8 protein-coding genes are annotated in these 14,328 nt (G+C 72.8%); 6 read left to right on the top strand and 2 right to left on the bottom strand.

The genetic code is table 11. From position 1 onward, the window contains the following. The first annotated feature begins 73 nt into the window (after window positions 1-73). The 6 genes from AC07FT_RS00950 to pulA all read left to right on the top strand — a co-directional run bounded on the left by AC07FT_RS00950 (window position 74) and on the right by pulA (window position 8,822). On the top strand, window positions 74-1,351 hold the full coding sequence (locus AC07FT_RS00950; protein ID WP_471195464.1) for an extracellular solute-binding protein: 1,278 nt from the start codon (window positions 74-76) through the stop codon (window positions 1,349-1,351). A 12-nt stretch (window positions 1,352-1,363) separates the two neighbouring features. Then, entirely contained in the window at window positions 1,364-2,377 is a 1,014-nt protein-coding gene (locus AC07FT_RS00945; protein ID WP_471195467.1) for a carbohydrate ABC transporter permease, read from the top strand. 2 nt (window positions 2,378-2,379) lie between these two features. After that, window positions 2,380-3,210 (top strand): sugar ABC transporter permease, encoded by an 831-nt coding sequence (locus tag AC07FT_RS00940; RefSeq protein WP_471195470.1) that lies wholly within the window; start codon window positions 2,380-2,382, stop codon window positions 3,208-3,210. Window positions 3,211-3,260: 50 nt separating this feature from the next. Next, the gene (locus AC07FT_RS00935) at window positions 3,261-4,955 is read left to right on the top strand and encodes a glycoside hydrolase family 13 protein (RefSeq protein WP_479172919.1); all 1,695 of its coding nucleotides are present in this window, start codon (window positions 3,261-3,263) and stop codon (window positions 4,953-4,955) included. After that, entirely contained in the window at window positions 4,943-5,986 is a 1,044-nt protein-coding gene (locus AC07FT_RS00930) for a LacI family DNA-binding transcriptional regulator (RefSeq protein ID WP_479172917.1), read from the top strand. The genes AC07FT_RS00935 and AC07FT_RS00930 overlap by 13 nt, the downstream gene beginning before the upstream one ends. Before the next feature lie 199 nt (window positions 5,987-6,185). Continuing rightward, window positions 6,186-8,822 carry a pullulanase-type alpha-1,6-glucosidase gene (gene pulA, locus AC07FT_RS00925; protein WP_479172915.1) on the top strand — a complete coding sequence of 879 codons (2,637 nt, stop codon included), beginning with the start codon at window positions 6,186-6,188 and terminating at the stop codon, window positions 8,820-8,822. A gap of 185 nt (window positions 8,823-9,007) precedes the next feature. On the opposite strand, the gene AC07FT_RS00920 is transcribed toward pulA, so the two are convergent. Then, window positions 9,008-10,957, bottom strand: coding sequence for a hypothetical protein (locus AC07FT_RS00920; protein ID WP_479172913.1), 1,950 nt, complete (start codon window positions 10,955-10,957; stop codon window positions 9,008-9,010). An 81-nt stretch (window positions 10,958-11,038) separates the two neighbouring features. Further along, window positions 11,039-14,179, bottom strand: a complete 3,141-nt coding sequence (locus tag AC07FT_RS00915) for an alpha-N-acetylglucosaminidase (protein ID WP_479172911.1) — start codon at window positions 14,177-14,179, stop codon at window positions 11,039-11,041. Between the last annotated feature and the right edge of the window lie 149 nt (window positions 14,180-14,328).

The raw sequence follows: 14,328 nt of genomic DNA, 5'->3' as shown, positions 1-14,328 counted from the left end.
GTTTCTTGCAGCCCTGTTACGTTCCTCGGCAACCCGGAGCCGCGATGACGCGGCCGGTCTTGGAGGAGTTCAGATGCGACGTGGCATAGCGGCCACTGCGCTTGTCGCGGCCATGGCGCTCGCGGCGACCGCATGCGGCGGTGACGACGGTGACAACGGCGGCGGCAAGTCGGGCGGCAAGCTGTCCGGCACCGTGACCTACTGGGACACCTCGAACGAGGCCGAGAAGGGCACCTACAAGGAGCTCGCCCTCGGCTTCGAGAAGGAGCACCCCGGCGTCAAGGTCAACTACGTCAACGTCCCGTTCGGCGAGGCCCTGGCCAAGTTCAAGAACGCGGCGGGCTCCGGCGGCTCCGGCGCGCCCGACGTGCTGCGCACCGAGGTCGCCTGGACCCATGACCTGGCGAACATCGGCTATCTGGCCCCGCTGGACGGCACCGCGGCGCTCGACAAGGAGTCCGACTACCTGCCCAAGGCCGCCGCCGGTACCCGGTTCAAGGGCAAGACGTATGCGGTGCCGCAGGTGATCGACACTCTCGGCCTCTTCTACAACAAGAAGATGCTGGGGGACGCCGGGGTGGAGCCGCCCCGGAGCTGGACCGAGCTCAAGGCCGCCGCCAAGAAGATCAAGAAGAAGACCGGCAAGACCGGTCTGTACCTCCGCGGCGACGACGCCTACTGGTACCTGCCCTTCATCTACGGCGAGGGCGGCGATCTGCTGGACACCAAGGCCAAGAAGGTCACCGTCGACGACGAGCCGGGTGTGAAGGCGTTCGCCGCCGCCCGGGACCTGGTCACCTCGGGGGCGGCGGAGACCGACGCCACCGACGGCTGGGAGAACATGCAGAACGCCATCAAGAACGGCGACGTCGCGATGACGATCAACGGGCCGTGGGCGATCGAGGACACCCTCGCGGGCAAGGCGTTCAAGGACAAGTCCAACCTCGGCGTGGTCCCGGTCCCGGCCGGCGGTGACGGCCAGGGCGCCCCGCAGGGCGGCCAGAACCTCACCGTCTACGCGGGCTCCAAGAACCTGGACGCGTCCTACGCCTTCGCCAAGTACATGAGTTCGGCGAAGGTGCAGGCCAAGACCACCGAGAAGCTGAGCCTGCTGCCCACCCGCACCTCCGTCTACCAGGACTCGAAGGTCGCGGCGAACGCCAATGTGAAGTTCTTCAAGGGCGCCGTGGACAAGGCCGTCGAGCGCCCCTGGATCCCCGAGGGCAACAGTCTCTTCCAGGCGATCCTGGTGCAGTTCCCCAACGTCCTGACCGGCAAGACCTCGCCCGAGAAGGCGGCGGGCGCCGTCGGCGACGCCTACCGCAAGCTCCTCAAGGGCGACTGGAAGTAAGGACCGGCAACGATGGCTGTCGACACCAGCCGGTCGGCGCGTCCGGCCGCGGGCGCCAAGGGCACCCGCGGCCGGGCCCGCGGGACCGGGGACACCCCGCCCGGCCGGATCCGCTCCGCGCTCTCCCGGCACTGGTACGCCTGGGCCATGGTCGCGCCCGTCGTGATCGTCGTCGGGCTGATCATCGGCTATCCGCTGGTCCGCGGCGTCTACCTGTCGCTGACCGACGCCAATGAGGCCAATGTCGAGCGCACCATCGGGGTCAACCACATCCCGGCCACCTACGAGAACGTGGGCCTCGACAACTTCCGGGCCATCCTGGAGGACGAGGTCTTCTGGGACCGGCTCAGCTGGACGGCGACCTGGACCCTGTCCTGCGTCATCGTGACGTTCGTGCTCGGCCTCGGCCTCGCCGTCCTGCTCAACCGCCGGTTCGCGGGCCGCGCCGTCTACCGGTCGCTGCTGATCCTGCCCTGGGCGGTGCCCGCCTTCGTCTCCGTCTTCGCCTGGCGGCTGCTCTACAACGAGAAGAACGGCATCCTCAACAAGGTGCTGGAGGGCGGTGGCATCGACGGGGTGCCCTGGCTGAACGACCCCACCATGGCCAAGGTCTCGGTGATCGCCGTGAACATCTGGCTCGGGGTGCCGTTCATGCTGGTGGCCCTGCTCGGCGGACTCCAGTCCATCCCCGGTGAGCTCTACGAGGCGGCCGAGATGGACGGTGCGAGCCCCTGGCAGCGGTTCCGCCACATCACCCTGCCCGGTCTGCGGTCGGTCAGCTCCACCGTGGTCCTGCTCTCCACCATCTGGACGTTCAACATGTTCGCGGTGATCTACCTGCTCACCCGCGGCGGTCCGGGGGACAGCACCGAGATCCTGGTGACCTACGCCTACCGGCTCTCGTTCGTCAACAGCCCCCGAGATTTCGCGGGCGCCTCCGCCTGGGGCGTGCTGATCCTGGTCATCCTCATGCTCTTCGCGGTGGTCTACCGCCGTTCGCTCCGCAAGCAGGGAGAGGTCTGGTAGCCATGCGCGACCGCCGCCGCAGCCCGCTCGCCTCCGTCGGGCTGCACACCACCCTCGTCATCGCCTCCGCCGTGGCGGTCTTCCCGCCGCTGTGGCTGCTGGTGACCTCGTTCAAGCCGAAGAGCGAGGCGTTCAGCACCGATGTGGTGAAGAACCCCACGCTGGCCAACTACCAGCACGTGCTGAACGACACCGAGTTCCTGACCTGGTTCGGCAACTCGCTGTTCATCGTCGTCGTCACCACGGTCCTGGGCGTCTTCGTCGCGGCCACCACCGGCTATGCCGTCAGCCGCTTCCGGTTCCCCGGGATGCGCTCGCTGATGTGGCTGCTGCTGATCACACAGATGTTCCCGGTGGCCATCCTCATCGTGCCGCTGTACAACATCATGTCGACGCTGGGCTGGCTCAACCAGCCGATCTCGCTGATCGTCACCTACCTCACCGTGGCCGTGCCGTTCTGCGCCTGGATGATGAAGGGCTTCTTCGACACCATCCCGGTGGAGATCGACGAATCGGGCCGGGTCGACGGCCTCAACCCGTTCGGCACCTTCTGGCGGCTGGTCGTCCCGCTGGCCAAGCCCGGCCTGGCGGTCACCGCCTTCTACACCTTCATCACCGCCTGGGCCGAAGTGGCCTACGCCTCGGCCTTCATGACGGGCGAGGAGAACCTCACCCTCGCCTCGGGCCTCCAGACCTTCGTCAACCAGTACACCTCGGACTGGGGTTCGATGACCGCCGCCGCCGTCATGATCGCCATTCCGGCCGCCCTGGTGTTCTCCTGGGCCCAGCGCCATCTGGTGGCCGGTCTGACCGCCGGTGCCACCAAGTCCTGACCCGCGCGACCGACGTGCGAACCGACGCTTCCGATGAATCCAAGGACGACATGACGCAGTACCTCGCCGACCCCTTGGCCGCCACGGCACCGGAGTCCCCCGGGGCTCCCGGCCGCCCCGGATGGTGGCGCGACGCGGTGATCTACCAGGTCTATCCGCGGAGCTTCGCCGACGGCAACGGCGACGGCATGGGCGACCTCCAGGGCGTCCGCGCCCGGCTGCCCCATCTGAAGGAACTGGGCGTGGACGCCGTCTGGCTCAGCCCCTTCTACGCCTCACCGCAGGCCGACGCCGGATACGACGTCGCCGACTACCGGGCCATCGACCCGATGTTCGGCACCCTGCACGACGCCGACGCGGTGATCCGTGACGCCCATGAACTGGGGCTGCGGATCATCGTCGACCTGGTCCCCAACCACTGCTCCGACCAGCACCTCTGGTTCCGCAAGGCGCTGGAGGAGGGCCCCGGTTCCCCGCTGCGCGCGCGGTTCCACTTCCGCCCCGGACAGGGCCCGGACGGCGAACTCCCGCCCAACGACTGGGAATCGATCTTCGGCGGGCCCGCCTGGACCCGCACCCAGAACCCCGACGGCACCCCCGGCGAGTGGTATCTGCACCTCTTCGCCGCCGAGCAGCCCGACTTCGACTGGGACCACCCGGCCGTGAGGGACGAGTTCCGCTCGGTGCTGCGGTTCTGGCTGGACCTCGGTGTCGACGGCTTCCGCATCGATGTGGCCCACGGTCTGGTCAAGGCCGCGGGACTGCCCGACCTCGGCCGCGCCGGACAGCTGAAGCTGCTGGGCAACGACGTACTGCCGTTCTTCGACCAGGACGGGGTGCACGCCATCTACCGCAGCTGGCGCACCGTCCTGGAGGAGTACCCCGGTGAGCGCATCGGGGTCGCCGAGGCGTGGACCCCCACCACCGAGCGCACCGCGCGCTACGTCCGCCCCGACGAGCTGCACCAGGCGTTCAACTTCCACTTCCTGGGCGCCGACTGGGACGCGGAGCGGCTGCGCGAGGTCATCGACGACTCCCTGGACGCGATGCGGCCGGTGGGCGCTCCCACCACCTGGGTGCTCTCCAACCACGATGTGGTCCGGCACACCACCCGCTACGCCGACGGTGACCCCGCGCGCGGACTGCGCCGGGCCCGTGCCGCGACCCTGCTGATGCTGGCACTGCCTGGCTCCGCCTATCTCTACCAGGGCGAGGAACTGGGCCTTCCGGAGGTCACCGACCTTCCCGACGAGGCGCGCCAGGACCCCGCGTTCTTCCGCACCTCCGCCGACGGGCAGACCGGGCAGGACGGATTGCGGGACGGCTGCCGGGTGCCGATCCCGTGGTCGGGCACCGAGGCCCCGTACGGCTTCGGTCCCCGCGCGGGCGGGCCCAGCTGGCTGCCCCAGCCCGACAGCTGGGGCGGGCTCAGCGTCGAGGCCCAGACCGGACGTCCGGGCTCCACGCTGGAGCTGTACCGCGAGGCGCTCACCGTGCGCCGGGCCCATCCGGCTCTCGGCGCGGGGGAGTCGGTGGAATGGCTGGCGGCGCCCGACGGGGTGCTGGCCTTCCGCCGCCGGGCGGCCGGCGACGGCCCGGACTTCGTCTGCACGGTCAACACCACCGGTGAGCCGGTCACGCTGGCGGCTCCGGGCCGGGCGCTGCTGGTCAGCGACGGGGAGGTGCCGCGCGGCGAGGACGAGGTCACCCAGGCCCCCGACACGGCCGTCTGGTGGGCGGTGTGAGCGCACCCCTGTCGCCCCGGCTCGCCGACATCGCCGCCCAGGCACAGGTCAGCGAGGCCACCGTCAGCCGGGTGCTCAACAGCAGGACGGGGGTCGCGGACGCCACCCGGCAGCGGGTGCTCGCGGCCCTCGACGTCCTCGGCTACGAACGGCCGGTGCGGCTGCGGCGGCGCAGCGCCGGACTGGTGGGCCTGGTGATCCCGGAGCTCATCAACCCGATCTTCCCCGCCTTCGCGCAAGTCATCGAACAGGTGCTGGCCGGACACGGTTACACCCCGATCCTGTGCACCCAGATGCCCGGCGGCGCCACCGAGGACGAGCTGGTGGAGCAGCTGGAGGAGCGCGATGTGGTCGGCATCGTCTTCATGTCCGGACAGCACTCCGACACCACCGCCGATCCGGCCACCTATCTGCGGCTGGCCGAACGCCGGGTGCCATTCGTGCTCATCAACGGCTACCACGAGGGCATCCGGGCGCCGTTCGTCTCCCCCGACGACCGGGCGGCGGCGCGGATGGCGGTGAACCACCTCGCCGCCCTCGGCCATGAGCGGATCGGACTCGCGGTGGGGCCCGCGCGCTACGTCCCGGCGCGGCGCAAGGTCGAGGGGTTCACGGCGGCGATGGGCGAGGTCTTCGGCCGTTCACCCGCCGAGGCCGGGGAGCTGGTCCGGCACACCCTGTTCAGCGTCGAGGGCGGACAGGTCGCCGCGGCCGCGCTGCTGGACCAGGGCTGTACGGGCTTCGTCTGCGGCAGCGACCTGATGGCGCTGGGGGTGATCCGGGAGGCGTCCCGGCGCGGCCTGAGCGTCCCCCGGGACGTCTCGGTGGTCGGCTTCGACGACTCCCCGCTGATCGCCTTCACCGATCCGCCGCTGACGACGGTCCGTCAGCCGGTGCAGTCGATGGCCACCGCGGCGGTCGGCGCGCTGCTCGAGGAGCTCGCCGGGAACCCGGTGCAGTGCACCGAGTTCGTCTTCCAGCCCGATCTGGTGGTGCGCGGATCCACGGCGCAGGTCCGCCGCGGCGGTTGACCCACCGGGGCGGCTGACCCGGGGACGCCGCCGAGGGGGAGATGACCGGCCCGACCGGCCGGGCGCGTGGGGCCCGCGCACGGGCCCCCGGCCGGCCGGACCGGAGACGTGCCTGAACGTAACACCGCCGCAATCGCTTGCGAAAGGTCTTGCAAGAAGGAATCGTCCGCGCCTCGGACCACGAAGGAGTCCCCACCCCGTGAACCGCACCCTCCGCCGGACCGCCGCCGCCCTCGCCGCCCTGGCGCTGTGCACGGCGGCCGCCCCCGCGGCACAGCGGCAGCCCGACGCCGCGTCCGACAGGCCCCCCACCGCCGAGGCCCAGTGGATCGACCGCGCCACCGTGGTCTGGAAGGCCGAGGCGGGTGACACCACCGCCGAGGAACTGCGCTCCTCGCGCGGCGGGGCGCTCCGTCTCTCCCCGACCACGCTGACCGCCGCCCAGAAGGCAGCCCATCCCCATCTCGCGGCCTTCCCCGCCTTCTCCGTCGACCCCCGGGACCGCGGCAAGGCCGCCACCGCGCTGCGCGGCCATGTCACCGCCGTCCAGCGGGCGGCCACCGGCGACCACCGGGTCCTGCGCCGCACCGATGTGCAGATCCCCGGGGTGCTGGACGACCTGTACGCCTCCGCCGCCCGCCGTGCGCACCTCGGCCCGGTCTTCCGCGACGGCCGCCCCACCCTCTCGGTCTGGGCGCCCACCGCCCAGAGCGTGGCGCTCGAACTCGACGGGCGCACCGTCCCGATGCGACGGGACGCGGCCGACGGGGTGTGGCGGGTGACCGGCGGTGCCGACTGGCGGAACAAGCCCTACCGCTACCGGGTCCAGGTCTGGGCGCCCACCGTTCAGAAGATCGTCACCAATGAGGTGACCGACCCCTACGCCACCGCCCTGACCGCCGACTCCACCCACAGCCTCGTCACCGATCTGGCCGACCCCGGGCTGGCCCCGGCCGGCTGGTCCTCGCTGGAGAAGCCGGAGGCGGTGCCCGCGCGCGACGCCCGGATCGAGGAACTGCACATCCGCGACTTCTCCATGGCGGACCGCACCAGCGCCCACCGCGGCCAGTACCTCGCCTTCACCGACCGCCGCTCGGACGGGATGCGGCAGCTGCGGAGGCTGGCCCGTGCCGGTACCTCCTACGTACACCTCCTCCCCGCGTTCGACTTCGGCACCGTCCCCGAGCGCCGCTCCGGCCAGGCCGAGCCCGGCTGCGCGCTGGACTCCCTGCCCGCGGACTCCGGGCGGCAGCAGTCCTGTGTGGGCGAGACGGCCGCGAAGGACGGGTTCAACTGGGGCTATGACCCGCTGCACTACACCGTGCCCGAGGGCTCCTACGCCGGCGATCCCGACGGCCCGGCCCGCACCCGTGAGTTCCGGCGGATGGTGGCGGGCCTGAACCGCGCCGGGCTGCGCACCGTGATGGACGTCGTCTACAACCACACCGTGGCCTCCGGACAGGACCCCCGGTCCGTACTCGACCGGATCGTGCCCGGCTACTACCACCGGCTGCTGGACGACGGCACCGTGGCCACCTCCACCTGCTGCGCCAACACCGCGCCGGAACACGCCATGATGGGCAAGCTGGTGGTCGACTCGGTGGTCACCTGGGCCCGGCAGTACAAGGTCGACGGTTTCCGCTTCGACCTCATGGGCCACCACCCCAAGGCCAACATCCTCGCCGTCCGCAGGGCCCTCGACGCCCTCACCCCCGCGAAGGACGGTGTGGACGGCAAGGCGATCCTGCTCTACGGCGAGGGCTGGAACTTCGGCGAGGTGGCGGACGACGCCCGGTTCGTCCAGGCCACCCAGCGGAACATGGCGGGCACCGGTGTCGCCACCTTCAGCGACCGGGCCCGGGACGCGATACGCGGCGGCGGGCCGTTCGACGAGGACCCGCGGGTCCAGGGGTTCGCCTCCGGTCTGTACACCGACCCCAACGCGTCACCGGCCAACGGCACCCGCGAGGAGCAGCGGGCCCGGCTGCTGCACGCCCAGGACCTGATCAAGGTCGGACTCTCCGGCAACCTCGCCGACTTCACCTTCACCGACACCACCGGCCGCCGGGTCAAGGGCTCCGAGATCGACTACAACGGTGCCCCGGCGGGGTACGCGGCCGCCCCCGGCGACGCCCTCGCCTACGCCGACGCCCACGACAACGAAACCCTCTACGACGCGCTCACCTACAAGCTGCCCGCCCGCACCCCGGCCGCCGAGCGGGCCCGCGCACAGGTGCTCGCGATGGCCACCGCCACCCTCTCCCAGGGCCCGGCGCTCAGCCAGGCCGGTACCGACCGGCTGCGCTCCAAGTCCCTGGACCGCAACTCCTTCGACAGCGGAGACTGGTTCAACGCCCTGCACTGGCGGTGCCGGGACGGCAACGGCTTCGGCCGCGGACTGCCCCCGGCCGCCGACAACGAGGCGAAGTGGCCCTACGCCAAGCCCCTGCTGACCAACGAGGCGGCCCGTCCCGGCTGCGCCGAGATCACCTCCGCCTCCGCCGCCTACCGGGACCTGCTGCGGATCCGCACCACGGAGAAGGCGTTCAGCCAGGCCACGGCCACAGAGGTGCGGCGGGCGCTGTCCTTCCCGCTGTCCGGGACCGGCGAGACCCCGGGCGTCATCACCATGCGGCTCGGTGATCTGGTGGTGGTCCTCAACGCCACCCCGGAGCGGCGGACCCAGACCGTGGCCGACCTCGCGGGCACACCGTACGCACTGCACCCGGTGCAGGCGCACGGCGCGGACCCGACCGTCAGGACCTCCTCCTACGAGCGGTCATCGGGCACCTTCGGCGTCCCGGGGCGCACGGCCGCGGTCTTCACCCGGCGGTAGCGGCCCGGGGCGGGGGCGCGGCACTGGGCCCCCTGCACGGGCCTCGTTGAAGTCCGGTGCGGTTCGGGTGCGCACCCGAAGGGGCGCGGGGCTCTGCCGAGGTGCGGCTCCGCCGCGTGGGCGCGACCGGCCACGACGCGGCCGCAGACGCACGACGGCATCTCGCGGCACTTCCCGCGGAGCGCTCAGCGCAGGGAGCCGAGCCGGTCACCGTCGGCCAGCCGGGCCTTGAGGTCGGCGTGCGCCCCGGCCGTGGCGGGCAGGGTCAGCTCCCGGCCCCACACCCGGCCCCGGACCCCGCCGCTCGCCGCGATCGAGGTCACCTGACGGCTGCCCGCCGCCAGCAGGTACCACCGCCCGGACTGCGACTTCCACAGCACCCCGGCCAGCACCCGCGGCTCGCGCGGACCACACGCCGGGGAGTCGTCGGCGCTCGCGGCCACGGCGCCCGCGGCGCCCCGGCGCACGTCCCACGGCTGGAACTGGGCCAGCACCCGGCTGCCCCGGCCCCGCCAGGTCTCCGCCCGGGTGCACAGCCACGCCGCCCGGCCGCCCGCCTCGGGCAGCGACTGGGCCGCGAACCGCCAGGTGTTCACCCGGCGCACGCCCCGGGCCTGCATCACCGGCAGCCGGCAGGCGGTCCGCGCCCAGCTCATCCGCGCCGCGCGGCCCGCCACATCACGCGGTGTCCGCGATCCCGGCGGGCCGTAGGTCAGCCGTGCCGGGGACAGCTCACCGAGGTCGACCACCAGCCGTGAACCCAGTTGCAGCGCGGGCCAGCCACGGCACGGCCGCAGCTGCGGCATCGTCCGCACCGGATCGGTCACCCCGTCCGGGGCGCGGTGCACCGGACGTGCCGGCTGCGCAGGGTGCAGCAGGTCCCGGACCGCGGCCCGGCGCACCCACGGGGCCGTCAGGTAACGCACATTGCCGTCCGTGCGGGTCAGCACCAGCGCCGTGGAGTCGGCCGCGTCCGCGGCGTCCAGCCGGGCCAGGTCCAGGGCCACCGCACCGCCGTCGGCGCCGTCCGCCTCCGCGTACCGCGCGATCCGCAGCCCGTCGTGGAGCAGCACCACCGCCGCCTGGTCCACCTCGCCCGCGAAGAGCAGCTGCGGCGGCCCGGACGGCGGCCCGGACTGCGTACCCGCCGTGGTCGAGACCCGCACCGAACGGCCGGGCCGCGCCCAGACCGCCAGCGCGCGGCGCAGCAGCGCGGTATCGCCCGTGCGCTCACCGCGCGCGGGCCACACCGAGAAGTCCACCCGGCTCGCGGTGCGCCACGCGTCCGGCGTCGCACGGGTCAACCGGTCCGGATCCAGGGCCCGTTCGGCGGAGGGGTTACGGGCGTACGAGGGGGCCGCCGCGCCGCCCGGCCCCCAGCCGTCACCCGGCATCCCCAGCAGGGTGCCGCACACCACCAGCGCCACCACGGCCACCAGCAGCGCCCGCAGATGCTGACGGCGGCGCATCAGATCGGTCGGCCGCGCCTGGAGCGAACACGCGTCGAACTCGGCCGACTCCAGCGGCGATCCGTCCCGGCTGCCCGCGGGCTCCGGTACGGCCTCCGCCTCGGCGAGCGCGCTCCGCGCGTCGTCGACCCCGGCGGCCTGGAGCAGTTTGCGCACCTCGCGGTCCTCCAGCCGCTCCAGCTCGCGCAGTACGTACGCGGCGCGGCCGGGGCCGGAGAGCTCGGACAGCGCTTGGTCCAGGGCGAGTTCATCGGCCCCGCCGGAGCGCGGGAACAACCGCAGCCCGAACACCTGCGGCAGCGGCGGCGGAATCCGCCACCAGCAGCGCGGCCCGGCGGCCCGCAGGGCGGTGCGCAGCACCCGCAGCCGTACGTAGGCATAGCCCGCGTCGGCCGCCGCGCCCTTCGTCCCGCGCTGCCACGGCAGTTCGACATCGGGACGCGGATCCTGCCCGCCGCTGCCGGAGCGGTTGCGGGGCAGCGCGCGCTGCGCCAGCGCATGCGCGGCCAGCACCCGCCGGGTGCGTCCCATACCGGGCGGCAGGATCAGGTATCCCAGCCGCACCAGCCGCGGGTAGTGCTCGACGATGGCGGCCTCGGCCTGCTCGACGTCGATCGGGCCGGTGGTGTCGTCGTCGAGGGTGGCTGTCGCCTGGTGCTGTTCCACGTCTCACAGAACGAGTGGCGGGGCGGGTTGGTCACCTCACCGGCCCCGCGGCGGTCATCCCGCCGCGGGGCCGGCCGGCCGCTACGCGACCTTCCAGCCGCTGAACTCCACGGTGCCGCGGTCGCCGCCGCCGCCGTTGGCCGCGCTCATGAACATCCCGGCGTCCTGCGCCGCCGCCGCGCCCGGCGCGGTCACCGTCGCCACCTTCCGCCAGGTCGCGCCGTCGTCGGTGGACAGCTCACCGGTGTACGCGGTGGCGGCGGTGCGGGTCAGCCGCAGCAGTACGGGCGCCTTCACACCGGTGATCCGCCGGTAGCTGTCCAGCGTGCCGTCACCGCCGGAGTCGTACGACAGCACCACGCCGTTGGCCGGAGTGACGGACAGATTGACGAAGCCGGGTGAGCCCGCCGTGGCCAGCGCGTTGCGGACCACGATCCCGGCGCGCGCCCACGGGCCGGTGACCGCCTGGGAGTCGACCCGCACCGTCACCGACCTCCCCGCGGTCAGGGCGCCCGCGCGGTGGACGGCGCCGAACTCGGCGGTGCCCTTCCACAGGTCCGAGCCCCCGCCGTCGATCGCGAACCGCTGCCCCAGCTGCCCGAAGACCGCGTCGTTGGTGGTGACCGTCCGCCAGCCGTCGGCCAGCGGACCGGCGATCCACAGGGAGCCGGTGCGCACCGCCCGCACCCGCTCCTCCCCGCGCGGCCCGTAGAGCACGCCCAGTTCGTAGGGCAGGGACCGGAGCGGATCCGCCGGCGGTCCGGCGGGGGCGGTGGCGCGCCAGCGGACCTGCCCGGTGCCGCCCGCCCGTACCGAGTCCAGCGAGGTGGGGCCCTGCGGCTCGGGCTCCAGTCCGGTCACGGTGAGCCCGAAGTCCACCCGGCCGGTGGCCCGCAGCCCGTTGACGTTGCGCAGCGCGGCGGTGATGGTCGCGGTGCCGCCGGGCGGCAGGGCGGCCGGATCGGTGGTAACGGACAGCGTGCCCTGGTACGGGGCCCTGGCCAGGGTGTCGTGCACCCGCTGGGCGGTGCGGTGGGCGTCGGTCGTGGGCCGTACCGGATAGCCGGTGCGCTCCCGGGTCCAGGGCTCCTCGACGGCGTACCAGTCGAACGTGCGCGGGGCGCGGTCCTCGGCGAGCGCGTCCTCCAGCTCGTCGAGGTAGGAACGCCACTGGGGGAGGTGGAAGTCGGCGATCAGGCCGTTCCAGTCGCGGTTGGCGTAGTTGGCCAGTTTGCCGCCGTCGGCGGTGACCCGGTCCGCCCAGGTGGTGATCAGCGTCCGGGCGGCGTGTTCGAGCCGGGCGGACTCGGCCTCGCCGGTGGCCATCCGCTTGGCGTCCGCCAGCCAGGGGCCGAGGAGGAACCGGCGGTGCGCACCGGTCATATCGTCGCTCAGCCGCATCAGTTTCAGCCACAGCCGGGACAGCGCCCGGAAGGTGGTCAGGTCCTTGCGCCGGTACGCCTCCTGGAGCTGGGGGATCAGCTGCCAGGACCGGTTGGCCAGCGCCTGCCGGGCGATATCGGTCAGATCGTGGCGGTAGGCGTCACTGTCGCGCAGCGCGGGCGCCACCGCCAGCAGGGCCGCCAGCGCCGGGTCGAAGCCCGCCGGGTCGAACGCCGGGGTGTGGGTGGCGTAGTTGGTGCCGGAGCGGGCGGTGAGGCTCGGCCGGGCGGCGAAGACGGAGTCGTGCGGCCGGCCGTCCTTGCTGCTGATCTCGTACGCGGTGTCGCGCAGCGCGGCGTACGCCTCCCGGCCCCGGTCGTCGCGCCCGCCGAGCCGGACGTCCGCGTATTCCCGGAACCAGGCGGTGCGGTCGACCGGCTCGTCCCGCCAGGCCAGTTCGCTGAAGAGCTCGAAGGCCGCCGGGTCCCGTTCCGCCGCCTCGGCCATGTAGGCGGTGCCGACCAGGGTGCCACCGGGCTTGTCACGCCACTTCGTGAACCGCTCCGCCCACATATGGGTCTTGGCGCCGATGGTGGTGCGGCCGCCGAAGTTGGGGATGGTGCCGAACGCGTACGGCACCCGGCCCCAGTCCTGCTCCCGGTCGGTCACCGTGTCCAGGTCCGACAGACCGTCCACCACCAGCATCCGGTCGTGGTCCACCGCGTCCAGCAGATCGCGCCGGGGATTCTCCTGCCAGCCGAGGATCACCCAGGTGGCACCGGGCCGGGCGGTCTGCAGCGCCTTCTCCACCGCGCGGGCGGCGTCGGGCACCGGGACGTCACCGGGGTCGCCGCCCTCGTGCAGCAGGTCCATCTTGAACAGGTCGACCGGACCGAAGAGCTCGTGCTGGTGGCGGTAGAACGCGGCGGCCACCTTCCGGAAGGACTCGGTGCGCGGATCGAGCCAGTCGGGGCGCTTGAGCCCCGCCCAGTCGCCCTGCGGCACGGTGCGTGCCCCCGGGTTGCGGCCGGCGAAGCCGTCGGGCACGGTGCCGAAGTAGCCGGGCAGGACGGGACGCATGCCCAGTTCGCGCAGCCGGCCGGTGATCCGGCGCCCCAGCTCGGCCCGCTTGGCCAGCAGTTCGGGGGAGACCGGCCCGCCGTACCCGCTCATGTTCTGGAGCAGCCACCAGGGCTGGTGGGAGGGGGCCGGGAGCCAGCCGCGGGCCTCGGCGTCGGAGTAGCCGAAGTCCTTCAGCAGCCGGTGGTAGACGGCCTCCTGGCCCGGGGTGACCAGCAGCTCGTTGCAGCCGTGCAGGGCCGCGATGTCGATCAGGTGCTCCCAGCGGTCCCAGTCCGCGAACGGGGCCGTGTAGCCGTCGTGGGTGTCGTTGAACGCGAAGCGGTGCGGCAGCGCGGTGGAGCGGGCGACCGGGCGGTCCGGCGCGGGCAGCTTCCGCGGCAGTCCGAGCTGATCGCCGGACCAGGTGAGCTGCGCGTGGCAGACGTACTTCAGATACCAGTGGACGCCGGTGAGCAGCACCGCCGGACTGGTTCCGGCCACGGTCAGCCGTCCCGTGGAGCCGGTGACCTCGAACCGCTCCGCACCGCCGCCGGGCGACAGCGCCGTCAGCCGGAACTGCCCGGCGTGGTCCGGGAGCAGCCGCCGCAGCGCGTCATGCGCGGGCGTGGTGTCGAATGCGGTCACGGCGGGGTCCTGTGGACTGTCCTGTGCCCCGGTCCGGCCCTCCGCGGCGGCGGGGACGGTGCTCCCCAGCGCGGCTCCGGCTCCGAGTGCTCCGGCGGTTCCGATCAGCGTGCGTCTGCTCAGGTCGCTCATGCGCCCCCCAACGGACAACGGCCAAGGGTCCCTCTGCGAACGGCACTTAACCAGTGTTGTGGGGTGGGAGCAATGGGGTGTACGGGGCGCGAAAGGCTCGCTTCAGCACTCGTGTCCGGTCCCGGCCCGGTCCGCGGCTCTTCCCGCCG

The organism is Streptomyces sp. NPDC045899 (assembly GCF_056431485.1).
This window is presented reverse-complemented; position numbering and strand designations above follow the sequence as displayed.